Source organism: Mesorhizobium argentiipisi (SeqCode), assembly GCF_037179585.1.
In the GTDB taxonomy this organism is placed as follows: Bacteria; Pseudomonadota; Alphaproteobacteria; order Rhizobiales; family Rhizobiaceae; genus Mesorhizobium; species Mesorhizobium argentiipisi.
Window position 1 is genome coordinate 36,124 of record NZ_JAPYKO010000012.1, and the last position, 25,062, is coordinate 61,185.

Here is a 25,062-nt window from a genome sequence, read left to right on the forward strand (position 1 = left end):
GTTGCGTCTGTTTTCCCTCTTTCCGGCAAATCGGCCCTGGTCGACCGGCAAGCTGGCGAAAAAGCCCCGAGGCATGATGCTTGCGGGCACGACAGCGCAGCCGCGCGGACGGAACCGTCCGCCGCCTTGTCGTTCCATTACAATTTATCCGACGGCAGGTTGCGCCCTGCCGCCATTGATGTTTGCGGCCACAAGGCCGCGTGAAAGAAGATTATTTTGACCAATGAAAACACAGCGGAACTGAACGGTTTCGCAGCACTTGGGATTTCGGGCGCGCTGCTTAAGGCAACCCATGCCGCCGGTTTCACCGATCCGAAGCCGATCCAGACGCAGGCGATCCCGCCGCAGATGGAAGGCCGTGATATTTTCGGCATCGCCCAGACCGGCTCGGGCAAGACCGCAGCCTTCGCGCTGCCGATTCTCTCGAAGATCATCGGCCTCGGCACCAAGCGCCGGCCGAAGACGACGCGGGCGCTCATCCTGGCGCCGACGCGCGAGCTTGCCGTGCAGATCGAGGATACCATCAAGATCCTCGCCAAGGGCGCGCATGTCTCGACCGCGCTGGTGCTGGGCGGCGTCTCGCGTTTCAGCCAGGTGAAGAAGGTTGCGCCCGGCGTCGACATACTGATCGCCACCCCCGGCCGGCTGACCGACCTGGTGCGCGAGGGCGACCTTATCCTTGCCGACACCAAATGGCTGGTGCTGGATGAAGGCGACCGCATGCTCGACATGGGCTTCATCAACGACGTCAAGCGCATCGCCAAGGCGACGGCGGCCGACCGTCAGACGGTGCTGTTCTCGGCCACCATGCCGAATGAAATCGCCGAATTGGCAAAGGGGCTTCTGAAGAACCCGATCCGCGTCGAAGTCGCGCCGCAGAGCACTGCGGCAGCCGAGATCGTGCAGAGCGTGGTGCTCGCCCGGACCAAGCAGAAGCGCCAGGTGCTGTCCAAGATGCTCGCCGACGAGGCAATACGCTCGGTGATCGTGTTCTCGCGCACCAAGCATGGCGCCGACCGCGTCACCAAGGACCTGGCCCGTGACGGTTTCGAGGCTGCCGTCATCCATGGCAACAAGTCGCAGAACGCCCGCCAGAAGGCGCTCAACGATTTCCGCGACGGCTCGGTTCGCATCCTGGTCGCGACCGATATTGCGGCGCGCGGCATCGACGTGCCCGGCATCAGCCATGTCGTGAATTTCGACCTGCCGGACGAAGCGGAAAGCTATGTCCATCGTATCGGCCGCACCGGCCGCAACGGCAGGGAGGGTATTGCGATCACGCTGTGCGATCCTTCGGAAAACGCCAAGCTGCGGCAGGTCGAGCGCATCATCCGCATGAAGCTGCCGGTCGTCGCCGACCATCTCGGCAGCCCGGATCCGCAGCGCGACCCCAGGGAAAAGACCGAGCGTCATTTCGAACCGGCCAATGACCGCGAGCATCACGGCGCCCGCCGCGATGGCCGCCGCCCTGGCAACGGTGGCGACAACAAGCGTTTTGGCGGCCAGCCTCATGGCGAGCGCGCTTCGAAGCCGCAGGGCGAACGCCCGGCTGCGGCCAAGCCGAATGGCTCGAGCAAGCCCGACGGCTTCAAGCGTTTCAAGGGCAACAACAAGCGCCGCTTCGGCGGCAAGCGTCCGGCGAACCGGGCCGCCTGAGCCTAGCAGAATCACGCGAACAGGAACGGCCGGAGCGATGCTTCGGCCGTTTTCATTTCACTGGGCTGACTTCACTGGCCTGACTGCTGCTGCATCAGCGCCTTCACCCACACCACGATGCGCTGGGTGAGGAAGGCTGTGGTTTGCGGCGACAGCACATCGCCGGCGATGACGTGATTGTCCGGATCGCCGGTGTCGTCGACCGGCACCAGCTCGTGCGGCGCACCCCAGCGCCCGGCGACCTCGCGCGTGCGGTCCGGCCGCACCACCTTGTCGGCATCCGAGAAGATGAACAGGGCAGGGATCGTCGCCTTCTCGACCGGCGCGGCATAGGCGAGATCGGTGAGCGCGGCCATCGGCAGCAACGCCTTCATGGGATATTTGGTGGTCCAGAATTTTTCGTGGAGCGCGTTGCGCGCGGGAAAACTGCGCTCCTTGCCGCCGACAAGCTCGGCGATCTGCCGGCCCCAGTGCATGGTCAGCAACTCGGCGCCGGAGGCCTTGACGCCGAAATTCGGCGATATGAACGCGATGGCCGCGACGTCGTTGGATGCGCCCGGCTGCGTGGCGGCCCACGCTGCCAGCGAACCGCCGGTAGAGGTTCCGATGACGATCACCTTGTCGCCGATGGCGCGGCCGATGGCCAAGGCCTCCTCATAGTCGATGATCCACGCATTGACGCTGCCTTGCGCCATCGCCGCGCCGTCCTGGCCATGCCCGGTCAGGCGCGTGTAGAATAGGTTGGCATCCAATTCCTCCGCGATATCGTCCGGCAACGGGCGAACCTCGCCCTTCGAGGCGGAAAAGCCATGGATGTAGACGATGGCCAAAGGCGTCTTGGCGTGGACCATCGGATTCGCCCAGATGATCTCCTTGTCGAGGCCGTCGCGGATGTTGGGCACGGCGGCCTCTTCGCGCGCCAGATAGGCCTGCGGATCGTCGCCGATCACCGATGGATTGAAATGGATTGTGGTGTCGACCGGCACACGCGGGCCGAGAAAGAAGCCGGCGACCAGGATGACTGCAAGGCCAAGCACCGCCAGCACGATCCGCCGCCCCATAACAGTCTCCAAGCATGATTCTCAACCTATGGCCGTACCCGCCGGCAGGCAATCGCCGTTTCGCCGGCTTATGCCGCCCCTACTTATGTGGCCTTGTCGCAGGATGGGTTTTTGTCGCCAGGCAGCCTGCGATCGAAATGCAATGGCCGCCCCCACCAGTGGGTGGTGAGCCCGATGACGAAGCGGCCGATCGGCCGCGGCAGCAGGCCGAGCAGCTTCAATGGCCAGCTTATGTGGTACGGGAAGGTGACTTCGAAGCCGCCCTTCCGGATGCCGCGCGCCATGCGACGCGACGCGCGGTGCACAGGCATGAGGCCCGGCATCGGCAGCTTGTTCTTTTCAGTCAAAGGCGTGTCGATGAATCCCGGATTGATGACCTGGACACGGATGTTCATCTTGTCGAAATCGTATTTCAACGACTCTGCCAGGATGTTGATCGCGGCCTTGGTGCCGCCATAGGCAGCCGTCGTCGGCCAGCCGGAATAGGCGGTGACCGATCCGACCAGAACGACATGGCCTCGCCCGCGTACGCGCATATGCTCGACGACGGGCACCACGCCGTTGACGATGCCGAAATAGTTCACGGCGAAGGAGCGGTGGAAATCACGCACCACCAGATTCTCGCCGGGCGTGGCAATGTAGTTGCCGGCGTTGAAGACGGCAAGCACGATCGGCCCCATCTGTTCCTCGATCGCGGCGGCCGTGCGCGCCATGCCGTGCTCGTCGGTCACGTCGCAGGGAAAGGATCTCACATGTCCGGACATTTGCGCCGTTTCGACGATCAGCGTTTCGGCCGGATCGTCCGGCAGCGACGTCACCGCCACGGCATAGCCTTGATTGGCGAGATCCTTGGCCAGTGCGCGCCCAAGCCCGCTGCTGCCGCCCGTGATCCAGGCGACACCGTCTTTCGGATTGGCCCGGTAGAGTGTCATGGGGGGTCCTGCGGATGTTCCGATTTGCTCTAGCGGCGAAGAAATCGGTTGAAAAGAGCGGTTTTGCACCTGGCGTTGAAATGATCGCGAGCATTGCACCATGCGGAATGCGACTGGACCAGGCAAAATCTTGCCTTGAAACCGCGGCATCCGGTTTTTAGGGTCTCGCCGCACCACATGAAGGAATCCCGCATGCCCCGTTCTGTGATCGAAGCGATCGGCAACACGCCCCTGATCCGGCTCAACAAGGCTTCGGAGGCGACCGGCTGTGAGATTCTCGGTAAGGCCGAGTTCATGAATCCAGGGCAATCGGTGAAGGATCGGGCCGGCCTGTTCATCATCCGCGACGCCGAACAGCGCGGGCTGCTCAAGCCCGGCGGGCTTATCGTGGAAGGCACTGCCGGCAACACCGGTATCGGTTTGACGTTGGTCGCCAAGGCACTCGGCTACCGCACCGTGATCGTCATCCCCGACACGCAGAGCCAGGAAAAGAAGGATGTGATCAAGATCCTGGGCGCGGAGCTCATCGAGGTGCCCGCCGTTCCCTATAAGAACCCAAACAATTACATAAAACTGTCCGGCCGGCTTGCCGAGCAACTGGCGCGCTCGGAACCGAACGGCGCGATCTGGGCCAACCAGTTCGACAACGTCGCCAACCGCGACGGCCACGTCCGCACGACTGCGCAGGAAATCTGGGCTCAGACTGGCGGCAAGATCGACGGCTTTGTCTCGGCGGTCGGCTCCGGCGGCACGCTCGCCGGTGTAGCGCTCGGGCTCAAGGGCCAGAGCAAGGACGTCAAGATCGCACTCGCCGATCCGCTCGGCGCCGCGCTCTACAGTCTCTACACCAGCGGCGAGTTGAAATCGGATGGCAACTCGATCACCGAGGGCATCGGGCAAGGCCGCATCACCGCCAATCTCGAAGGCTTCACGCCGGATTTCTCCTACCAAATCCCCGACGAGGAAGCCTTGCCCATCATTTTCGACTTGATCCAGGAAGAGGGGCTCTGCGTTGGCGGCTCGACCGGCATCAACATCGCCGGCGCCATCCGGCTGGCGCGCGAGCTCGGACCCGGCCACACCGTCGTGACGATCCTTGCCGACTACGGCACGCGTTACCAGTCCAAGCTCTTCAATCCGGAGTTCCTGCGCGGCAAGAATCTTCCGGTGCCGGGCTGGATGGAAGAGAAAGTCGACATTTCCGTGCCGTTCGAAAAGGTGGCATGATGGCGCACAAGACCGAGGCGCTGTTTCGCGACGACGCCTATCAGAAGACGGCCGAAGCCGAGGTCGTCGCCATCAACGATCGTGGCGGCATCCTTCTCGACCGCACGATCTTCTATGCAACGTCCGGTGGGCAGCCAGGCGATACCGGCATGCTCGAACGTGCCGACGGCGGCCGCATCGCGATCGCAGCCACCATCACCGGCGAGATCAAGGACGAGATCATCCATGTGCCGGCCCCCGAGCAGACGCTCCCCGCGGTCGGCGAAAGGCTGAAGCTTCTGATCGACTGGGAGCGGCGGCACCTCCTGATGCGCATGCACTCCGCCTGCCACCTGCTGACCGTGGTCTGTCCGTTTCCGATCACCGGGGCGGCGGTCGCGGAGGACGACAGCCGCGTCGATTTCGACATTCCCGACGCTGGCTTCACCAAGGAGGATGTGACGGCTCGGCTGATGGAGCTGGTGCGCGCCGATCATCCGATCTTCACGCGACTGATTACCGACGAGGCGCTGGCCGCCAATCCCGGCCTGGTCAAATCGAAGAACGTCCGCCCGCCGTTCGGCACCGGCAAGATCCGCCTGGTCCTAATCGGCGACAACGGCTCGATCGACAGCCAGCCATGCGGCGGAACGCATGTGAGGTCGACCGGCGAGGTTGGCGACATACATATCGGCAAGATCGAGAAGAAAGGCCGCGAGAACCGGCGCTTCCGCATCCGCTTCGGGCCGATGCCGGCGAATTGACGTTAAAGCCAGGCGGGGCAGGAGAATAGAATGGCGCAGGACAGTCCCTTCATCGTCGATGCCGACTGGCTGCAGAAGCGGCTTGGCGAGCCCGGCCTCACCATTATCGATGCCTCCTGGTATCTGCCGGCGCAAAAGCGCGACGCCCGCGCCGAATACGATGCCGCCCACATCCCCGGAGCGCGCTTTCTCGACCAGGACGCGGTTTCCGATCCGGATTCGAAACTGCCGCACACCTTGGCCTCGCCGCAGCATTTCGCTCAATATGTCGGCGCCATGGGTGTTTCGGCCGACGACACCATCGTGGTCTATGACGGGCCCGGCCTGTTTTCGGCGCCGCGCGCCTTGTGGATGTTCCGCGTCATGGGCGTCTTCCAGGTCTACATTCTGAATGGCGGATTTGACCGCTGGAAGGCCGAGGGGCGGCCGGTCACTTCTGAGCCGACCAAGATCGCGCCGAGTGTCTTCTATGCCGATTTCGACAAGGACCGGGTTGTCGGTCTCGACGAGATGCGCAGGATTGTCGGCAGCCAAGAGAGCCAGATCGCCGACGCGCGATCGGCCGGCCGCTTCGCCGGCATCGATCCGGAGCCGCGGCAGGGCGTCCGTTCGGGCCATATGCCGGGTGCGCATAATGTCCCGATCACGGCGCTTGCGGAGAATGGCGAGCTGCTGCCGAAGGATCGCCTGCGCAAGGTCATCGAGGATGCCGGCATCGACCTCTCGAAGCCCGTTGTCACGTCTTGCGGCTCGGGCATCACGGCGGCGGCGATCACGCTGGCGCTGGAGACGCTCGGCCATACCGACAACCGGCTTTACGATGGGTCCTGGACTGAGTGGGGCAGTCTCAGCGACACACCGGTGGTGACGGGGAAAGAATGATGCAAAACGGCGCGCTGCAAGATATCGATGTCACGGTCACCTTCCTGGAGATGCATGCGGCGCCTGCGGTTTCGCCGCCGATCCCCTACAATCGCCAGATCGCGCTGCTGAAGACGAAAGATATCCCGCTCCATTTCTACCGCTATCTGATGGATCGCGTCGGGCGCAAATGGCACTGGGTCAATGTGCTGAGGCTCAGCGATGAGGAGCTTGCCGCCGGCCTGCATCGCGAGGACCGCGATATCCGCGTGCTCTATCTCGACGGCGCTCCCGCCGGCTTCTTCGACCTGAAGCCGCATCTGCCGGACGAGGTGGAGCTCGCCTATTTCGGCATGATGGAGCATGCGCACGGCCAAGGCATCGGCCGCTGGTTCCTTGGCGCCGCGATCTCGGCGGCCTGGGCGCATGGGCCAAGGCGTGTCACCGTGCAGACCTGCACCCTCGACCATCCAGCGGCTCTGCCGCTTTACCAGAAGCTCGGCTTCACGCCGGTGGCGCAGAAGAAGGAGGTCGTGCATCCGCTGACTTTCGCCGAGCGCTCGGCCAGCGTCATGCGAGACTAGAGCAATTCCAGGACTGGTGAGAACGGTTCCGCCAGTCAGGAATCGGGTGGGAGCCGTCGTCGAGGAGGCATAACTTCTGGAGATCGACACCGGAGATTTCGCCATGAGCATCCAGTTCAAAGCCTTGCCGACCGAAGCCGTACGCGCCTTGCAGCGGGGAAGGCCCGATGCCTATGGCCGCACCCCGGAGCACCGCATTTCCGACGGCGACGGCGTGCCATGCAGGCATTGCCTCAGGAACGTCGCCGAGGGTGACGGCTATCTGATCGTTGCCTACCGGCCGTTCCCGGAACTCCAGCCCTATGCCGAAACCGGCCCGATCTTCCTGCATGCCGAGGAATGCGAGCGCGCCGCCGACGGAGAAGCGCTGCCGGAAATGCTCGAAAGCAGCGACTATATCGTCAGGGGCTATGGCAAGGACGATCGCATCGTCTACGGCAGCGGCGCGGTCACACCGACGGGCGACATCGCAGCTCGCGCGACAGCACTGCTTGAGCGCGACGACATCGCCTATGTCCATGTCCGGTCGGCGCAGAACAATTGCTATCAATGTCGCATCGAGCGGCCATGATCCAAAAAAGAAGCCCGCCGATGGTCGGGCGGGCCGTTGGAGGGTCTGACAGAAGCTGCCGGCAGGTGCTGTCCGGGCCGGACTTGTCCGACCCGGCAAGCAGCTCAAGCCGCCAGTAACGGCACGTGTCTAGGCGTCTTTCCCGTCGGGCGAATGTGAAGCATTTCACACAAGGAGCATAATGGCCGGGAAGATGGAAACCGGGCCTTCCAAGACTGTCGTATTCCCGTCGTACTACTGCGCTAAACAGTAATGGTTGATGATTTGTCGACCGCGGATGGACCGGCGACAGATCGCAAACATCGAGGAAGCGGGGCTTTTGCTCCGCTTTTTTGTTGTCCGGATTCGGTGCGGAACCAGTTTTGCGCGCAAAAAAGCCCGCCGGAATGACCCGGCGGGCGCAACAGGAGGAAGTTCTGGCCGGATATCAGGCGGCGAGCACGGCCTTCGGCTCGACCATCTCGTAGCCGAGCGCTTCGGCGACGGCGCGGTTGGTGATCTTGCCCTTGTGGATATTGAGGCCGTTGCGCAGGTGGTGGTCGTCGACCAGCGCCTTAAGGCCCTTGTCGGCGAGCTGCAGGCCATAGTGCAGCGTCGCGTTGTTGAGCGCGTGCGCCGAAGTGACCGGCACGGCGCCGGGCATGTTTGCGACGCAATAATGGATCACGCCGTCGACCTCATAGGTCGGATCGGCGTGGGTGGTGGCATGCGAGGTCTCGAAGCAGCCGCCCTGGTCGATCGCCACATCGACCAGCACCGAACCCTTCTTCATGCCGGAAAGCATTTCGCGGGTCACCAGCTTGGGCGCTGCGGCGCCCGGAATCAGCACGGCGCCGATGACGACATCAGCCGAGAAGCATTCTTCTTCCAGCGCTTCGACGGTCGAGTAGCGGGTATGGACGCGGCCGCCGAAAATATCGTCGAGCTGGCGAAGGCGCGGGATCGAGCGGTCGATGATGGTGACGTCGGCGCCGAGGCCGGCAGCCATCTTGGCCGCGTGCAGGCCCACGACGCCGCCGCCGAGCACGGTGACCTTGCCGGGCAGCACGCCAGGCACGCCGCCGAGCAGCACGCCACGGCCGCCATTGGCCTTCTGCAGCGCCGTCGCGCCGGCCTGGATCGACAGGCGGCCGGCGACTTCCGACATCGGCGCGAGCAGCGGCAGGCCGCCGCGATCGTCGGTCACGGTCTCATAGGCAATCGCGGTGACGCCTGAAGCAAGAAGACCCTTGGTCTGCTCCGGATCCGGAGCCAAATGGAGATAGGTGTAGAGGATCTGGCCGTCGCGCAGCTGCACCCATTCGTTGGGCTGCGGTTCCTTGACCTTGACGATCATGTCCGATTTGGCGAACACGTCGGCGGCCGTCTTGGCGATGGTGGCGCCGGCGGCGCGATAGGCGTTGTCGTCGGCACCGATGCCGGCGCCAGCACCGGTCTCGACCAGCACTTCGTGGCCGTGCGCGACATATTCGCGGACCGAGCCGGGCGTCATGCCGACGCGGTATTCATGGTTCTTGATTTCCTTGGGGCAGCCGACACGCATCTTTCTTCTCCTGTCCGCGCCTTTTCAAGAGGCGCTCTCCCTGGTCACTTGCGCATGCCATCGGCTCCGGGCGCGGAGGTGGACACGCAGAAATGGTAGTCAACCACGAATCGTTCCGTATGTGTTTGCGAATGCACTTGCGGCAACAGTCGCTCTTCGATAATCGTTGCGTAAAACTACTGGAAATTCGCAGGAACCACGAAAAATGCGGCTCGACAGGATTGATATCGCCATTCTGGAGACTTTGCAGAAGGATGGCCGGATCCCAAATGCGGCGCTTGCCGAGAAGGTCGGCCTCTCCCAATCGGCCTGTTCACGCAGGCTCGACAATCTGGAGAAGTCCGGAACCATCCGCGGCTACCACGCGCGGCTGTCCAATTCCGCACTCGGCCACCAAATGACGGCGATCGTGCACATATCGCTGTCAGGGCAATTCGAGAAGACGTTGTCGGATTTCGAGGCGGCGATCAAGCGCTGCCCGAACGTGCTCTCCTGCCATTTGATGTCGGGCGAATACGATTACATCCTGCGCATTGCGGCGAAAGATCTCGTCGATTATGAGCGCATCCACAAGGAATGGCTCTCGGCCATGCCGCACGTGACCAAGATCAACTCGTCTTTCGCGCTGCGTGAGATCGTCGATCGCACGGCGGTCGGGTTGCGCCCCGAGATGGCCTAGGCGCTGGCCTCCGTCACTACAGTCGTCATCGGAATGTCGTGCGGCTGCGGGTAGATGGTCGCGATGCGCTGCAATTCGTAGCCGACGCCGATGACCAGCGGCCTGAACGGCATCGCGGCCAGCGTGCGGTCGTAAAAGCCGCCGCCATAGCCCAGTCGATATTTGCCGGGATCGATGCCGACGATCGGCGAGATCACGATGTCGGGCAGCACCGGATCGCCCTCGGCCGGGATCGGAATGTTCCAGACGCCTTTTTCCAGCCGGTCGCCCGGTCTATAGGCGCGAAAGACCAGCGGCTGTCCCTTCTCGATGACGACAGGGAGCGCGGTGCGGCCGCCGCGCTCGTTGATCGAGGCCATCCAGCCGCGCAGATCCGGCTCGCCGCGAAACGGCCAATAGAGGCTGACCATCCGGCCATCTATGTCGCCGATCAGCGCGTCGATGCCTTCCGCGATGCGTGCCGACATGGCGGCGCGCGCGTTGGCTGAAACGGCGAGGCGGGCATTGATAAGCCGCTCGCGCTCGGCCTTGCGCCATCGCCTGACATCCGTCCAGTCGGATAGCGGCTCCCGATATTGCGGGTCGAGTTCATGCATGAAGCAGGGCGGCGATGCGTATTGGGCCGGCCCGTCGTCGTCGCGATTATCAGCCATGATAAGGTCCTGTAATACTGTCTTACGCTATACCTCTGGCAGCGCGCGCTCCATGTGCATTCACGACGCCACGCGACGACTCTGGGGCATGTTTCCTGCCCGGCAAGATGTTGTTGCAGTGCACAAAATACTTACATCCAGTGTGGTAGTTTACGTCGCGAGTGGATGAAATGAGCGAAACCAAGCACCATGTCGTGGTCGTTGGCGCTGGTTTCGGCGGGCTCGAACTCACCCGTGCACTGTCTGGCGCACCGGTGCGCATCACCATGATCGACAAGCGCAATCACCACCTGTTCCAACCGCTGCTTTACCAGGTGGCGACGACATCGCTGGCAACCTCGGAGGTTGCCTGGCCGATCCGTCATCTGCTGCGCAGGCGCAAGGACGTGACGACGCTTCTCGGCAATGTCACCGGCATCGATCGCGCCGGCAAGCGCGTGCTGCTCGATGACGGCAGCTCGATCCCCTACGACACGCTGGTGCTGGCCACCGGCGCGCGCCACGCCTATTTCGGCCATGACGAATGGGAGCCGTTCGCGCCGGGGCTGAAGACGCTTGAGGATGCCACGACGATCCGGCGCCGTATCCTGCTCGCTTTCGAGCAGGCGGAGCGCGAAACCGATCCGACCAGGCGCCAGGCGCTGCTGACGCTGGTCATTGTCGGCGGCGGGCCGACCGGCGTCGAGCTCGCCGGCACCATTGTCGAGCTTGCAAATGACACGTTGCGCGGCGAGTTCCGCAATATCGACACGCGGCAGGCGCGCGTCGTGCTGATCGAAGCCGGCGACCGGATCCTGGCCAATTTCGCGCCGCAGCTTTCCGACTATGCCCGCAAGGCGCTGGAACGGCTGGGCGTCACCGTCGAGCTCGGGCGCCCCGTCACGCAGCTCGATGCCGAAGGCGTCGTCTTCGGCGACAAGCGCCTGCCGGCAAGGACGATCATCTGGGCGGCCGGCGTTGCCGCTTCGCCAGCTGCCGAATGGCTGGGGGCGGCGGCCGACCGGGCGGGCAGGGTGATCGTCGAACCGGACCTCACCGTGCCGGGCAATCCCGACATTTTCGTCATCGGCGACACCGCGCATGTGCTGCGGCCGGATGGAAAACCGGTGCCGGGCGTGGCGCCTTCCGCCAAGCAGGAGGGCAAGCATGTCGCCGCGACGATCAAGGCGCGACTTGCCGGCGACACGGCGACGCGTCCCTTCCAGTACCGGCATGCCGGCGACCTGGCGACGATCGGCAAGCGCGCCGCCGCCATCGATTTCGGCTGGATCAAGCTCACCGGCTGGCTCGCCTGGTGGCTCTGGGGCATAGCGCACATCTATTTCCTGATCGACTTCCGCAACCGCCTCGCGGTCTCGCTTAGCTGGCTATGGATTTATCTTACCGGCCAACGCAGCGCGCGCCTGATCACGCAGGGCGACGACGACAAGAGTTGATTCACTGGCCGTCGCCTGCCGGCAGCGGAGATGCCTGGTGGCCGATCGCTGTTTCATTCCGTCGCCTCACGAGCGTGGCTTCGCGCCCATGCGGCCGCCCCTCTTGCGCAGGCTCAGCTGGCCGAAAGCGCCCGGGCAAAAAGCGGTGAACTGGAACGGCTGCCGTTGCTCCCCCTCTGGTTCCCCACTTCCACATGCGATAGTTTTAGACATGCGTTATGTGATCGTCATCGCCGCCATCGCCTTCTTTCTGATCTGGGATGGCCTCTACAACCATGGCCATTACCTCGATGTGACCGTGCGGGAAATGTCGCGCATCGTGCGCCTCGTTACTGGGTGAGGCCCTTGACGTTTGCGCGCCTCGGGCGCGACATCGTTGCCGGTTGACGCCCGGTCCTCGCTCCCACAGAAACACCGCTGAATCGAAGATCAGGGAGGCTGGCTTGATCCGGCACATCGTTTTCTTCAGCGTGCGGCGCAAGGAAGATGTCGAGGCTGTGCGCTCGGGCCTGCTGGCGCTTGGCAGCATTCCGCACTCGAAGCATTTTGAGGTGACGCTCAACACCAAGGTCGACCTGTTCTCCAACGCGATCGACGTGGTCGTCTATGCCGAGTTCGAGGACGAGGCGGCCCTTGCCGCTTACAAGGCGCATCCGATTTACGCGGATACGACCAACAAGGTGAAGCCGCTGCGCGAGCTGCGCTATTCTGCGGATGTCGTGGCCGCTGCCTGAGCCGCCAAAGCCGCGGCCAACGGTCGGTGCACTTGAACCGCCGGCCGGAATGAGGCACACCGCGCCGGCATGATCGAAAGCTCCGCCCACCCGCTCGACCATCTCGTGCTGCCGACACCGAGCCTCGATGCCGTCCGGTCGCGTCTGACCTCGCTCGGCTTTGTCGTCGCACCCACAGGCATCCACCCCTTCGGCACGGAGAATGCTTGCGTCTTTTTCGCCGACGGCACCTATCTCGAGCCGTTGGCGGTGGGAGACGCGCAGGCGACGGAACAGGCGATTGCGGCCGGCAATGTCTTCGTAGCGCGCGACCGCCTTTATCGCGAAGGACTGGGCGATGAAGGTTTTTCCGCCGTCGTGCTTGGAACCGGCAATGCCGATGCCGACCATATGCGCTTTGTCAAAGCCGGCCTCTCGGCCGGCGATACGCTGCGTTTCTCACGCGCGTTCACCGATGCGAACGGAAAGAGCGACACGGCGTCCTTCAAGCTGGCCTTCGCGGCCGGCAAGGGAGCGACGGACGCCTTCCTCTTCGCCTGCGAGCGCGTCAACGCGCCGAAGATCGATCGCACGGTGCTGCAGGCGCATGCCAATGGCGTGACCGGCATCGTCGAGGTGATCGCCGTGAGCGATGTGCCTTCCGCGCAGATCGCATTGATCTCGATCGCCGCCAGATCAGAGGCAGACGGCGACGCGGTGCGGTTGCCGAATGCAACCCTGAGCGTCGTCACGCCCCAGGGCTACGGGCAGCGCTTCGGTCTGGCGGCCGAGCCCTCACCGCATTTGCGGTTTGAGGCGGTTGTCTTCTCGATCCGCGACAAAGCTACAGTTGCACGCGCGCTTGCGGCCGGCGCCGTCGATCACAACATGAGCGGCAATGACATCGTCGTTCCACCGGCGCCCGGACAGGGCGCCGCCTTCATCTTCCGGGAGATCCCATGAGCAAGCCCCTGGCGCCCAATGCATCGGTAACCGTCGGCAAGGTCGTCTTCGCCAACAATGCGCCGCTGTCGCTGATCGCCGGCCCTTGCCAGCTTGAATCGCGCCAGCACGCTTTCGACATGGCCGGCGCGCTGAAGGAACTGACGGAACGTCTGGGTATCGGCCTCGTCTACAAGACCAGCTACGACAAGGCCAACCGCACCTCGCTGTCGGCGACCCGCGGCGCGGGGCTCGATGCGGCGATGCCGATCTTCGACGATCTGCGCAATGAGTTTGGCCTTCCTGTGCTGACCGACGTCCACAACGAGGAGCAATGCGCGATCGTAGCCCCCCATGTCGATGTCCTGCAGATCCCGGCCTTCCTGTCGCGCCAGACCGACATGCTTGTCGCCGCCGCCAAGACCGGCAAGGTCATCAACGTGAAGAAGGGGCAATTCCTCGCGCCCTGGGACATGAAGAACGTCGTCGCCAAGATCACCGGCTCCGGCAACCCGAATGTGCTCACCACCGAGCGCGGCGTCTCCTTCGGCTACAACACGCTGGTCTCGGACATGCGCGCGCTGCCGGTCATGGCCGAGATTGGCGCCCCGGTGATCTTCGACGCCACCCATTCCGTGCAGCAGCCGGGCGGGCAGGGCGGCTCCTCCGGCGGCGAACGGCGCTTTGTCGCAACGCTCGCGCGCGCGGCCGTTGCCGTCGGCGTCGCCGGCGTCTTCATCGAAACCCATCAGGACCCGGACAATTCGACGTCTTCGGATGGCCCCAACATGGTGCCTCTCAAGGACATGCCGGCGCTGCTGGAAAAGCTGATGGCCTTCGACCGGATCGCCAAGGGCCACTGATCCGACCCGATCCTGCGCCGGCTTGTGGTTGCATTGGGCCGGGACTACGCTCGTTTTCGTAACTGAGCGTCTGGCAGGAGGAAGCCATGTCCGTTGCCCGCGTCACCGAAATCACGTCGTCGTCCACGAAGAGCTTTCAGGATGCCGTCGAGCAGGGCATCGCGCGCGCCGCAAAGACCCTGAAGAACGTGGAGGACGCCTGGATCCAGGACCAGAAGATCGTCGTCGAAGACGGCAAGATCGCCGCTTATCGCGTCAATATGAAAGTCTCCTTCATCCTCACCGACAGCTAAGCAAGTCGTCGGGAACCTTAGCGCGCTCCTCTCATTGTCAATGCATGCATTCAACGAGAGGAGCACCATCATGACCACCCCGTCCGGGCATACCGAAGCCATTGCCGCCTCGCGCGTCATCGGCACATCTGTCTACAACACCGAAGGCAAGAGCATCGGCAGCATCGAAGATGTGATGCTCGACAAGATGTCGAACGGCATCATGTTCGCCGTCATCGGTTTCGGCGGCTTCCTCGGCATGGGCGAGAAGTATCACGCCGTTCCGTGGGCGACGCTCGATTATGACGAGGACAGAGGCGGCTACGTCGTGCCGTTCACCAAGGAGCAGCTCCAGGCGGCGCCCGCATATTCGATCGACGAGCTGACCGGCGCCGACGGCGAAGCCGCCCGCGATGCTTCATTCCAGTATTACCATGTGAAGCCCTATTGGCATTGATCGCACGATCGGCAAGCTGAAAATCGAAAGGCCCCCGACATAAAGCCGGGGGCCTTTGACGTTTACCTACTCCGCTGCGTTGAGAGTCGATAGCTCTGCCGAACTCTGCTGGGGCTTCTGATCGTCGCATGACGTCAGGAACGCCGCCGCGATCAAGAACAAACTCACGATACCGCTCAACTGGGACATGGCGAAACTCCTCCTGTTTCGCCCCGCGCGAACGCGACCATAGATGAGAAGGCCACGCAACGCGCATGACTTATGATGACAGAAATTTGCGCTTCGTGAATCCGGCCCGCGGCAATAATTGCGGCGGCGCCGATTGCCTTTTGCGCCGCTTTGGCTAAGAGGGGCGCGACGCTTCAATCGATCAATCGGGGACATCGCAAATGACCGCCATCATCGACATTGTCGGGCGTGAAATCCTGGACAGCCGTGGCAATCCGACCGTCGAGGTCGACGTGGTGCTGGAAGACGGCTCCATGGGCCGTGCCGCGGTGCCCTCGGGCGCATCGACCGGCGCGCATGAAGCGGTCGAACTGCGCGACGGCGGGCCACGCTATCTCGGCAAGGGCGTTCAGCGCGCCGTCGAAGCGGTGAATGGCGAGCTGTTCGAGGCGATCGGCGGTATGGAAGCCGAGAACCAGATCCATATCGACCAGACGATGATTGAGCTCGACGGCACCCCGAACAAGAGCCGCCTCGGCGCCAACGCCATCCTGGGCGTGTCGCTGGCGGTCGCCAAGGCAGCGGCCGAAGCCGCCGGCCTGCCGCTCTACCGCTATGTCGGCGGCACCAAGGCGCAGATCCTGCCGGTGCCGATGATGAACATCATCAATGGCGGCGCGCATGCCGACAACCCGATCGACTTTCAGGAATTCATGATCCTGCCGATCGGCGCGCCGACGCTGCGCGACGGCGTGCGTTGGGGCTCGGAGATTTTCCACACGCTGCGCAAGAAGCTCAAGGACGCCGGCCACAACACCAATGTCGGCGACGAGGGTGGCTTCGCCCCCAACCTGAAGAGCGCCCCTGCGGCGCTCGATTTCATCATGGAATCGATTGAGAAGGCCGGCTTCAAGCCAGGCGAGGATGTTGCGCTCGGCCTCGACTGCGCGGCGACCGAGTTCTTCAAGGACGGCAACTACGTCTATGAGGGCGAGAAGAAGACCCGCGATCCGAAGGCGCAGGCCAAGTATCTCGCCAAGCTGGCTGCCGACTATCCGATCATCACCATCGAGGACGGCCTTGCCGAGGACGACTGGGAAGGCTGGAAGATCCTGACCGATCTGATCGGCAACAAGACCCAACTCGTCGGCGACGACCTCTTCGTCACCAACACGGCGCGGCTGCGCGACGGCATCCGCATGGATGTCGCCAATTCGATCCTGGTCAAGGTCAATCAGATCGGCTCGCTGACTGAGACGCTCGACGCGGTCGAGACCGCGCACAAGGCCGGCTACACCGCCGTCATGTCGCACCGCTCGGGCGAGACCGAGGATTCGACCATTGCCGACCTCGCGGTCGCCACCAATTGCGGGCAGATCAAGACCGGCTCCCTGTCGCGTTCGGACCGCATGGCCAAATACAACCAGCTCATCCGCATCGAGGAAGAGCTCGGCAAGCAGGCGCGCTACGCCGGCAAGTCGGTGGTCAAGGGCTGATCCGGCCTGTTCGAACAGTCTGAAAAGGGCGGGGCATTCCCGCCCTTTTTCGTTTCCAGCGATCCTGCAACAGGTCGCCCGTAACCGTCCATTAAGCACAATCGGGCGAAATACGACTCATGGCCGCTTGCGTTCGCGGCTGCGAGGGTTCGGGTCATGTGGACACGTCAGCACAAGCAGAGAAACACCGGCAGGCTGATCATCCCTTCGCTTTGCGTGCTCTTCCTGGCCTATTTCGGCTTCCATGCCTATCACGGCGAGTTCGGCATCTACTCCAAATATCGGCTCGAGGCCCGGGCGGTCGAACTGCAGACCCAGCTTGATGCCGTGAAGGCGCGCCGGATCGACTTCGAGCGCCGTGTCCAGTTGATGCACGAAGGCACGCTCGAGAAGGACATGCTTGACGAGCAGGCCCGAAAGGCGCTCAATCTGTCCCAGCCCGACGAAATCACCATCATGCTGCCCGCTCCGACGAAATAACCGAATTTCGGTTAATCGCCCTTATTCGCAATGATTCTAATCGCTTAGATGCATGCCAGCCATGCATTTTTCAGCATGGCGCAATGCATCCTTGCATGTTAGCCTCGCGCAAATCGGTGGGGAGGCGATCGATCTCCCTGAATGTCCGCAAAGAGACGCCAACAGGGAGTGATGCATGGCCACCGCCGCCAAAAAAGCGCCCGCCAAATCCAGATCCGACAAACAGCCCAATCTGTCAGCGCCCAAGCCCGCTGATTTCACCAAGGAAGAAGAGCTTTCCGCCTACCGGCACATGCTCTTGATCCGCCGCTTCGAGGAGAAGGCCGGCCAGCTTTACGGCATGGGCTTCATCGGCGGCTTCTGCCATCTCTATATCGGCCAGGAGGCCGTCGTCACCGGCATGAAGATGGCGCTGGTCGAAGGCGACCAGATGATCACCGCCTATCGCGACCACGGCCATATGCTGGCGATGGAACTGTCGCCGCGCGGCGTCATGGCCGAGCTCACAGGCCGCCGCGGCGGCCTGTCGAAGGGCAAGGGCGGCTCCATGCACATGTTCTCCAAGGAGAAGCATTTCTATGGCGGTCACGGCATTGTCGGCGCGCAGGTGTCGCTCGGCACCGGTCTCGCCTTCGCCAACCGCTACCGCGACAACAAGAACGTCGCCCTGACCTATTTCGGAGACGGCGCCGCCAACCAGGGCCAGGTCTATGAAAGCTTCAACATGGCCTCGTTGTGGAAGCTGCCGGTGATCTACATCATCGAGAACAACCGCTACGCCATGGGCACGTCCGTGTCGCGCTCGTCGGCCGAGACCGACTTCTCCAACCGCGGCGCCTCCTTCAAGATCCCAGGCATCCAGGTCGACGGCATGGATGTTCGCGCCGTAAAGGCCGCGGGCGACCTCGCTACCGAATGGTGCCGTGCCGGCAACGGCCCGCTGATCCTCGAGATGCAGACCTACCGCTATCGCGGTCATTCGATGTCCGACCCCGCCAAATACCGCTCCAAGGAGGAAGTGCAGAAGATGCGCTCCGAGCACGACCCGATCGAGCAGGTGCGGGTGCGGCTGCTCGACAAGAAGTGGGCAGGCGAGGACGAGCTCAAGGCCATTGACAAGGATGTCCGGGACATCGTCGCCGACGCCGCCGAATTCGCCCAGAACGACGCCGAGCCGGATCCGTCCGAGCTCTGGACCGACATCGTACTCTAAGGAGAGGGCAAGGACATGCCGATCGAAATTCTCATGCCCGCGCTCTCGCCGACGATGGAAGAGGGCAATCTTTCCAAATGGCTGAAGAACGAAGGTGACAAGGTCGTCGCCGGCGATGTCATCGCTGAGATCGAGACCGATAAGGCGACGATGGAAGTCGAAGCCGTCGACGAAGGCACGCTCGCCAAGATCGTGATTCCCGCCGGCACCGAAGGCGTCAAGGTCAACGCGGTCATTGCCGTGCTTGCCGTCGACGGCGAGGACGTCGACAAGGCCGGCGAAGGCATCGGCGAAGAAGAACCCGCCAAGGCTGAAAAAGCCGCACCGGCGCCGGCACAAGCCGCGGCTAAAAGCGACGCTGCCGCTCCTGTCGCCGCCGCGCCGAAGGCGGAGATCGCGGCGGACCCGGATATCCCCGCCGGCACCGAGATGGTTTCGACCACGGTTCGCGAAGCGTTGCGTGATGCGATGGCCGAGGAAATGCGCCGCGACGGCGATGTCTTCGTCATGGGCGAGGAGGTCGCCGAGTACCAGGGCGCCTACAAGATCACGCAAGGCCTGCTGCAGGAATTCGGGCCGCGACGGGTCGTCGACACGCCGATCACCGAGCACGGCTTTGCCGGCGTCGGCGTCGGCGCCGCGATGGCGGGGCTGAAGCCGATCGTCGAGTTCATGACGTTCAACTTCGCCATGCAGGCGATCGACCAGATCATCAACTCGGCCGCCAAGACGCTCTATATGTCCGGCGGCCAGATGGGCGCGCCGATCGTCTTCCGTGGCCCGAATGGAGCCGCGGCCCGCGTCGCCGCGCAGCACTCGCAATGCTATGCCGCCTGGTACAGCCATATCCCCGGCCTGAAGGTGGTGATGCCCTATACGGCCGCCGACGCCAAGGGCCTGCTCAAGGCGGCGATCCGCGATCCGAACCCGGTCATCTTCCTGGAGAACGAGATTCTCTACGGCCATTCCTTCGATGTGCCGAAGCTCGACGACTTCGTGCTGCCGATCGGCAAGGCGCGCATCCATAAGCAGGGCAAGGATGTGACGATCGTCTCGTTCGGCATCGGCATGACCTATGCGGTCAAGGCGGAGGCCGAGCTGCGCGGCATGGGCATCGATGCCGAGATCATCGATCTCAGAACCATCCGGCCGCTCGACTTCGACACGATCATCGCTTCGGTGAAGAAAACCAATCGCCTCGTGGTGGTGGAAGAAGGCTTTCCGCAGAACTCGGTCGGCGATCACATCGCCAACCAGGTCTCGCAGCGCGCCTTCGACTTCCTCGATGCGCCGGTGATCACCATCGCCGGCAAGGATGTGCCGATGCCTTATGCGGCGAACCTCGAGAAGCTGGCGCTGCCAAACGTCGGTGAAGTCGTCGAGGCCGTCAAAGCCGTTACCTATCGCTGAGCCGGTCGGGAGGACATCATGCCAATCAACATCACCATGCCGGCGCTCTCTCCCACCATGGAAGAGGGCAATCTGTCAAAATGGCTGGTCAAGGAAGGCGATAAGGTTTCGCCGGGCGATGTGATCGCCGAGATCGAAACCGACAAGGCGACGATGGAAGTCGAGGCTGTCGATGAAGGCACGGTCGCCAAGCTGGTGGTTCCGGCCGGCACCGAGGGCGTCAAGGTCAACGCGCTGATCGCCATCCTGGCCGGCGAAGGCGAGGATGCCGCGGCCGCTGCCAAGAGCGGCGGCGGTGCCGCGCCCAAGGCTGAAGCGCCCAAAGCGGAAGCCCCGAAGCCCGAAGCGCCCAAGGAAGCACCCAAGCCGGCGGCAGCCGCTGCGGCGCCCGCGCCGGCGAAGACCGAGCCCGCTCCCATCGCCAACGGCCACGCCGCCGGCGATCGCGTGTTCGCATCGCCGCTGGCCCGCCGCATCGCCAAGGATGCCGGCGTCGACGTGACGGCGCTGACCGGCTCCGGTCCGCATGGTCGCGTGGTGAAGGTCGATGTCGAAGCGGCGATCGCTTCCGGCGGCGCTCCGTCCGCTCCGGCGCCCGCGCCAAAGCCGATGTCGGACGACCAGGTGCTGAGGCTGTTCGCCGAAGGCTCCTACGAGCTCGTGCCGCACGACAATATGCGCAAGACCATCGCGCGCCGCCTGGTCGAGGCAAAGTCCACCATCCCGCATTTCTATTTGACGCTCGACTGCGAGCTCGATGCGCTGCTTGCGCTGCGCACGCAGCTCAATGCCGCGGCGCCGATGAGGAAGACCGAGAAGGGCGAGGTTCCGGCCTACAAGCTCTCGGTCAACGACATGGTGATCAAGGCCATGGCCATGGCGCTGATGGCGGTGCCGGACGCCAACGCATCCTGGACCGAGAACGCCATGGTCAAGCACAAGCACGCCGATGTCGGCGTTGCCGTCTCGATTCCCGGCGGCCTGATCACGCCGATCATCCGGCATGCGGATGAAAAGACGCTGTCGGTCATCTCCAACGAGATGAAGGACCTGGCAAGCCGCGCCAGGAGCCGCAAGCTGAAGCCGGAAGAGTATCAGGGCGGCACGACGGCGGTGTCCAATCTCGGCATGTTCGGCATCAAGGACTTTGCCGCCGTCATCAACCCGCCGCATGCGACGATCCTGGCGGTCGGCGCCGGTGAGGAGCGGGCGGTGGTGAAGAAGGGCGAGATCAAGATTGCCACCGTGATGTCGGTTACCTTGTCGACCGATCACCGTGCCGTCGACGGCGCGCTTGGCGCCGAACTGCTCGGCGCCTTCAAGCGCATGATTGAAAACCCGATGGGCATGCTGGTGTAGGAAGGAAAAGGCGGTGCGGAAATTCTTCACCAGCCTTTTCGCCCTGATCATGTTCAATCCCGACGGCGAGCTCTTCGCACGCCGGCGCGTCAGGCGCTTGCAGCCAGCTTTCGGCAAGGATGGGACAACCGCATGAAGACAATTCTCTGCTATGGCGACTCGCTGACCTGGGGCTACGACGCTGCCAGCCTCGGCCGTCATGCCCTGAAGGACCGCTGGCCGAGCGTTCTCGGGGCCGAACTCGGGGGCGATGTCGAGGTCATCGCCGAAGGTCTCAACGGCCGCACCACGGCATTCGACGACCATCTGGCCGGTGCCGATCGCAATGGCGCCCGCATCCTGCCGACGATCCTGACCAGCCATGCGCCGCTTGATCTCGTGATCATCATGCTCGGCGCCAACGACATGAAGCCCTGGATCCACGGCAATCCGGTCGCGGCCAAGCAGGGCGTGGAGCGGCTGATCAACATCGTGCGCGGCCATGACTACCCGTTCGACTGGCCGGCGCCACAGATCCTCATTGTCACGCCGCCTGTCGTGACACGCACCGACAATGCCGAATTCAAGGAAATGTTCGCCGGCGGTGACGACGCCTCCAAGCGGCTGGCGCCGCAATATTCCGCGCTGGCCGACGAGGCCGGCTGCGGTTTCTTCGACGCCGGCACCGTCGCCACCACCACGCCGCTCGACGGCGTCCACCTCGATGCGGAAAACACGCGGCGGATCGGTCAGGCCCTAGCGCCGCTCGTGCGCGTCATGCTCGCACTCTAACCCCCAGAAAGATCAGGGAGAAAAGCCCGTGGCTGAATCCTACGACGTCATCATCATCGGCTCAGGCCCCGGCGGCTACGTCACGGCGGTGCGCTCCGCTCAGCTCGGCTTCAAGACGGCGATCGTCGAGCGCGAGCATCTTGGCGGCATCTGCCTCAACTGGGGCTGCATCCCCACCAAGGCGCTGCTGCGCTCGGCCGAGATCATGCATTATTCGGATCACCTCAAGGACTACGGCCTGAAGCTTGAAGGCGGCAAGGTCAGCCCGGACACGGCCGCCGTGGTCGACCGTTCGCGAAAGGTGTCGCTACGGCTCAACACCGGCGTCGGCTTCCTGATGAAGAAGAACAAGGTCGACGTCATCTGGGGCGAGGCGAAGCTTTCCAAGCCCGGCGAGGTCGTCGTTTCGAAGACGGCGAAGAAGGCGATGGAGCCGCAGCCGCCGGTGCCGAAAGGCGTCAAGGGCGAGGGCACCTACACGGCCAAGCACATCATCCTGGCGACCGGTGCCAGGCCGCGCGCGCTGCCTGGCATCGAGCCGGACGGCAAGCTGATCTGGACCTATTTCGAGGCGATGGTGCCGAAGGAAATGCCGAAATCGCTGCTGGTGATGGGCTCGGGCGCCATCGGCATCGAATTCGCCTCCTTCTACCGCACCATGGGCGCCGACGTGACGGTGGTCGAACTGTTGCCGGCGGTGATGCCGGTCGAGGACGCCGAGGTCTCGAAATTCGCGCAAAAACAGTTCGAGAAGCAGGGCATGAAGATCCTCCTCGAAGCCAAGGTGACCAAGGTTGAAAAGGGCGCCACCTCGGTCACCGCGCATGTCGAGATGAAGGACGGCAAGGTCGAGAAGATCGCCGCCGACCGCATGATCTCGGCCGTCGGCGTGCAGGGCAACATCGAGAATCTCGGCCTGGAAGCGCTTGGCGTGAAGACGGATCGCGGCTGCGTGGTCGTCGATGGCTACGGCAAGACCAATGTGCCCGGCATCTACGCGATCGGCGACGTGGCCGGCCCGCCGATGCTCGCCCACAAGGCCGAGCACGAAGGTGTGGTCTGTGTCGAGAAAATCGCCAATTTCCCAGGCGTGCACCCCATCGACAAGCTGAAGATCCCCGGCTGCACTTATTGCAGCCCGCATGTCGCGTCCGTCGGCCTGACCGAAGCGAAGGCCAAGGCGGAAGGCAAGGACATCCGCGTCGGCCGCTTCCCGTTCAGCGCCAACGGCAAGGCCATCGCGCTCGGCGAGGACCAGGGATTCGTCAAGACCATCTTCGACAAGAAGACCGGGCAACTGCTCGGCGCGCATATGGTCGGCGCCGAGGTGACCGAGCTCATCCAGGGTTTTGTGGTGGCTATGAACCTAGAGACGACCGAGGAAGAGCTGATGCATACGATCTTCCCGCATCCGACACTGTCGGAGATGATGAAGGAGAGCGTGCTCGACGCCTATGGCCGCGTTTTGAACGCATGATAAGTCACCAGTCGGTGATCGATGGCCAATCCGTGCTAACGTGGCCGGGCGAGACTCACACGCGGCAGCCGGAGAAAGCTGACGGCAAGGCGGTTCGCATCCGGATGCATTTTCACCTGATCGAGGAGGAATTGGCATATGCATATGAATGGCGTCGGCTGGATCGCAGCCATCATCGTCGGCGGCTTGGCTGGCTGGCTGGCCGAGATGGTCATGAAGAGCAACACCGGCATCTTCATGAACATCATCATGGGGATCGTCGGCGCGATAGTGCTGAACGCGATCCTGCAGGCTCTCAACATCCAGTCGTTCGGCGTCGGCTGGGTCGCCTACCTGATCACCGGCTTCATCGGCGCTTGCCTGCTGATCTTCGTCGGACGGCTCGTGCGTCGCTGACCCGAAGCCAACGTTATGCGAAAATGGCCGTGGCGGCATGCGCTGCCGCGGCCTTTTTCTTTGTCTCGAAAAGTCCTAGATGACGCAAGACAAGCGGCTGGCGAAATCGCGGCCGCGAAGGGTTTGAGATGGTCACAGTCGTAGACACGATCGCCAACCGGCCGCGCCCGCGGCATCCCGAAAAGGCGCACCGGCCCGACCAGGAGGTGCTGCGCAAGCCCGACTGGATCCGCGTCAAGGCGCCGGTTTCGAAGGGCTATGCCGAAACGCGCGAGATCGTGAAGTCGCACAAGCTGGTGACGGTGTGCGAGGAAGCCGGCTGCCCGAATATCGGCGAGTGCTGGGACAAGAAGCACGCCACCTTCATGATCATGGGCGAGATCTGCACGCGCGCCTGCGCCTTCTGCAATGTCGCGACCGGCATCCCGACTGCGCTCGATCCGGATGAGCCGGCGCGCGTGGCGCATGCCGTCGAGCAGATGGCGTTGAGCCATGTTGTCATCACATCCGTCGACCGCGACGATCTTGACGACGGCGGCGCGCAGCATTTCGCCGAAGTCATCCGCGCCATCCGCAAGGCAACGCCTTTGACGACGATCGAGATCCTGACGCCCGACTTCCTGCGCAAGGATGGCGCGCTTGAGATCGTGGTTGCGGCCAAGCCCGACGTCTTCAACCACAATCTCGAAACCGTGCCGTCGAATTACCTGACGGTTCGCCCCGGCGCGCGTTATTTCCACTCGATCCGGCTTTTGCAGCGGGTCAAGGAACTCGACCCGTCGATCTTCACCAAATCCGGCATCATGGTCGGCCTCGGCGAGGAGCGGAACGAGGTGCTGCAGTTGATGGACGATCTGCGTTCGGCCAATGTCGACTTCATGACCATCGGCCAGTATCTGCAGCCTTCCAAGAAGCACCATCCGGTGATCCGCTTCATCCCGCCGGACGAGTTCAAGTCCTATGAGGCGATCGGCAAGACGAAGGGTTTCCTGCTGATGGCGTCGAGCCCGCTGACTCGCTCCTCGCACCATGCCGGCGAGGATTTCGCCAGGCTGCGCGCGGCGCGCGAGGCGCAGCTCGCGAAGGCCAGCTGACCTTC

Annotated in this window: 27 protein-coding genes; 23 read left to right on the forward strand and 4 right to left on the reverse strand. The window is 63.3% G+C overall.

The annotated features are described in order from the left end of the window. Positions 1 to 216 precede the first annotated feature (216 nt). Positions 217 to 1,656 (forward strand): DEAD/DEAH box helicase, encoded by a 1,440-nt coding sequence (locus O7A05_RS17760; protein ID WP_337094307.1) that lies wholly within the window; start codon positions 217 to 219, stop codon positions 1,654 to 1,656. Between the two features lie 71 nt (positions 1,657 to 1,727). On the opposite strand, the gene O7A05_RS17765 is transcribed toward O7A05_RS17760, so the two are convergent. Both O7A05_RS17765 and O7A05_RS17770 read right to left on the reverse strand, forming a co-directional pair. After that, complete coding sequence (locus O7A05_RS17765) at positions 1,728 to 2,717, reverse strand: alpha/beta hydrolase (RefSeq protein ID WP_337094308.1); 990 nt, start codon at positions 2,715 to 2,717, stop codon at positions 1,728 to 1,730. Between the two features lie 83 nt (positions 2,718 to 2,800). Beyond that, positions 2,801 to 3,649, reverse strand: coding sequence for an SDR family oxidoreductase (locus O7A05_RS17770; RefSeq protein WP_337094309.1), 849 nt, complete (start codon positions 3,647 to 3,649; stop codon positions 2,801 to 2,803). Positions 3,650 to 3,841: 192 nt separating this feature from the next. On the opposite strand from O7A05_RS17770, the gene O7A05_RS17775 reads away from it, so the two are divergent. From O7A05_RS17775 to O7A05_RS17795, 5 genes are all read left to right on the forward strand, one after another. Continuing rightward, on the forward strand, positions 3,842 to 4,876 hold the full coding sequence (locus O7A05_RS17775) for a cysteine synthase A (protein ID WP_337094310.1): 1,035 nt from the start codon (positions 3,842 to 3,844) through the stop codon (positions 4,874 to 4,876). Beyond that, positions 4,876 to 5,619, forward strand: coding sequence for an alanyl-tRNA editing protein (locus tag O7A05_RS17780; protein WP_337094311.1), 744 nt, complete (start codon positions 4,876 to 4,878; stop codon positions 5,617 to 5,619). The genes O7A05_RS17775 and O7A05_RS17780 overlap by 1 nt, the downstream gene beginning before the upstream one ends. A 30-nt stretch (positions 5,620 to 5,649) precedes the next feature. Beyond that, on the forward strand, positions 5,650 to 6,501 hold the full coding sequence (sseA, locus tag O7A05_RS17785) for a 3-mercaptopyruvate sulfurtransferase (RefSeq protein ID WP_337094312.1): 852 nt from the start codon (positions 5,650 to 5,652) through the stop codon (positions 6,499 to 6,501). After that, positions 6,501 to 7,064, forward strand: a complete 564-nt coding sequence (locus tag O7A05_RS17790; RefSeq protein WP_337094313.1) for a GNAT family N-acetyltransferase — start codon at positions 6,501 to 6,503, stop codon at positions 7,062 to 7,064. Before sseA ends, O7A05_RS17790 begins: the two co-directional genes overlap by 1 nt. Positions 7,065 to 7,167: 103 nt before the next feature. Beyond that, positions 7,168 to 7,635, forward strand: coding sequence for a DUF1203 domain-containing protein (locus O7A05_RS17795; protein ID WP_337094314.1), 468 nt, complete (start codon positions 7,168 to 7,170; stop codon positions 7,633 to 7,635). A 427-nt stretch (positions 7,636 to 8,062) separates the two neighbouring features. Here O7A05_RS17795 and ald read toward each other — a convergent pair whose 3' ends face one another. Next, positions 8,063 to 9,178 carry an alanine dehydrogenase gene (gene ald, locus O7A05_RS17800; protein ID WP_337094315.1) on the reverse strand — a complete coding sequence of 372 codons (1,116 nt, stop codon included), beginning with the start codon at positions 9,176 to 9,178 and terminating at the stop codon, positions 8,063 to 8,065. 205 nt (positions 9,179 to 9,383) lie between these two features. On the opposite strand from ald, the gene O7A05_RS17805 reads away from it, so the two are divergent. Further along, on the forward strand, positions 9,384 to 9,857 hold the full coding sequence (locus tag O7A05_RS17805; protein WP_040982960.1) for an Lrp/AsnC family transcriptional regulator: 474 nt from the start codon (positions 9,384 to 9,386) through the stop codon (positions 9,855 to 9,857). Here O7A05_RS17805 and O7A05_RS17810 read toward each other — a convergent pair. Continuing rightward, the gene (locus O7A05_RS17810) at positions 9,854 to 10,510 is read right to left on the reverse strand and encodes a 5-formyltetrahydrofolate cyclo-ligase (RefSeq protein ID WP_337094316.1); all 657 of its coding nucleotides are present in this window, start codon (positions 10,508 to 10,510) and stop codon (positions 9,854 to 9,856) included. The two genes, O7A05_RS17805 and O7A05_RS17810, sit on opposite strands and share 4 nt — an antisense overlap. A 170-nt stretch (positions 10,511 to 10,680) precedes the next feature. Between O7A05_RS17810 and O7A05_RS17815 the strand changes: the two genes are divergently transcribed. The 16 genes from O7A05_RS17815 (at position 10,681) to lipA (ending at position 25,057) form a co-directional block, all read left to right on the forward strand. Beyond that, a complete protein-coding gene (locus O7A05_RS17815) occupies positions 10,681 to 11,946 on the forward strand; it encodes an NAD(P)/FAD-dependent oxidoreductase (RefSeq protein WP_337094317.1) in 1,266 nt (421 codons plus the stop codon). 211 nt (positions 11,947 to 12,157) lie between these two features. Then, entirely contained in the window at positions 12,158 to 12,286 is a 129-nt protein-coding gene (locus O7A05_RS17820; protein ID WP_263488404.1) for a hypothetical protein, read from the forward strand. Positions 12,287 to 12,389: 103 nt separating this feature from the next. Then, positions 12,390 to 12,680, forward strand: a complete 291-nt coding sequence (locus O7A05_RS17825) for a Dabb family protein (RefSeq protein ID WP_337094318.1) — start codon at positions 12,390 to 12,392, stop codon at positions 12,678 to 12,680. A gap of 69 nt (positions 12,681 to 12,749) precedes the next feature. Next, positions 12,750 to 13,622, forward strand: coding sequence for a VOC family protein (locus O7A05_RS17830; protein WP_337094319.1), 873 nt, complete (start codon positions 12,750 to 12,752; stop codon positions 13,620 to 13,622). Next, the gene (gene kdsA, locus O7A05_RS17835) at positions 13,619 to 14,464 is read left to right on the forward strand and encodes a 3-deoxy-8-phosphooctulonate synthase (RefSeq protein WP_337094320.1); all 846 of its coding nucleotides are present in this window, start codon (positions 13,619 to 13,621) and stop codon (positions 14,462 to 14,464) included. The genes O7A05_RS17830 and kdsA overlap by 4 nt, the downstream gene beginning before the upstream one ends. Before the next feature lie 86 nt (positions 14,465 to 14,550). Beyond that, positions 14,551 to 14,757: a dodecin family protein gene (locus tag O7A05_RS17840; RefSeq protein WP_337094321.1), complete on the forward strand. Its 207-nt coding sequence runs from the start codon at positions 14,551 to 14,553 to the stop codon at positions 14,755 to 14,757. Positions 14,758 to 14,827: 70 nt separating this feature from the next. After that, positions 14,828 to 15,193, forward strand: coding sequence for a PRC-barrel domain-containing protein (locus tag O7A05_RS17845; RefSeq protein ID WP_095765629.1), 366 nt, complete (start codon positions 14,828 to 14,830; stop codon positions 15,191 to 15,193). 389 nt (positions 15,194 to 15,582) lie between these two features. Then, entirely contained in the window at positions 15,583 to 16,857 is a 1,275-nt protein-coding gene (eno, locus tag O7A05_RS17850; RefSeq protein WP_337094322.1) for a phosphopyruvate hydratase, read from the forward strand. Positions 16,858 to 17,013: 156 nt separating this feature from the next. Beyond that, positions 17,014 to 17,337 carry an FtsB family cell division protein gene (locus O7A05_RS17855; RefSeq protein ID WP_337094323.1) on the forward strand — a complete coding sequence of 108 codons (324 nt, stop codon included), beginning with the start codon at positions 17,014 to 17,016 and terminating at the stop codon, positions 17,335 to 17,337. 175 nt (positions 17,338 to 17,512) lie between these two features. Beyond that, the gene (gene pdhA / locus O7A05_RS17860; RefSeq protein WP_337094324.1) at positions 17,513 to 18,550 is read left to right on the forward strand and encodes a pyruvate dehydrogenase (acetyl-transferring) E1 component subunit alpha; all 1,038 of its coding nucleotides are present in this window, start codon (positions 17,513 to 17,515) and stop codon (positions 18,548 to 18,550) included. A gap of 15 nt (positions 18,551 to 18,565) precedes the next feature. Then, positions 18,566 to 19,960 (forward strand): pyruvate dehydrogenase complex E1 component subunit beta, encoded by a 1,395-nt coding sequence (locus tag O7A05_RS17865; RefSeq protein WP_337094325.1) that lies wholly within the window; start codon positions 18,566 to 18,568, stop codon positions 19,958 to 19,960. A gap of 18 nt (positions 19,961 to 19,978) precedes the next feature. Beyond that, complete coding sequence (locus O7A05_RS17870) at positions 19,979 to 21,319, forward strand: pyruvate dehydrogenase complex dihydrolipoamide acetyltransferase (RefSeq protein WP_337094326.1); 1,341 nt, start codon at positions 19,979 to 19,981, stop codon at positions 21,317 to 21,319. Between the two features lie 132 nt (positions 21,320 to 21,451). Beyond that, entirely contained in the window at positions 21,452 to 22,090 is a 639-nt protein-coding gene (locus tag O7A05_RS17875) for an SGNH/GDSL hydrolase family protein (protein ID WP_337094327.1), read from the forward strand. A 28-nt stretch (positions 22,091 to 22,118) separates the two neighbouring features. After that, a complete protein-coding gene (gene lpdA / locus O7A05_RS17880; protein WP_337094328.1) occupies positions 22,119 to 23,567 on the forward strand; it encodes a dihydrolipoyl dehydrogenase in 1,449 nt (482 codons plus the stop codon). A 138-nt stretch (positions 23,568 to 23,705) separates the two neighbouring features. Further along, positions 23,706 to 23,963: a GlsB/YeaQ/YmgE family stress response membrane protein gene (locus tag O7A05_RS17885; RefSeq protein ID WP_095765464.1), complete on the forward strand. Its 258-nt coding sequence runs from the start codon at positions 23,706 to 23,708 to the stop codon at positions 23,961 to 23,963. Between the two features lie 128 nt (positions 23,964 to 24,091). Next, positions 24,092 to 25,057: a lipoyl synthase gene (gene lipA, locus O7A05_RS17890; protein ID WP_337094329.1), complete on the forward strand. Its 966-nt coding sequence runs from the start codon at positions 24,092 to 24,094 to the stop codon at positions 25,055 to 25,057. The last annotated feature ends 5 nt before the right edge of the window (positions 25,058 to 25,062 follow it).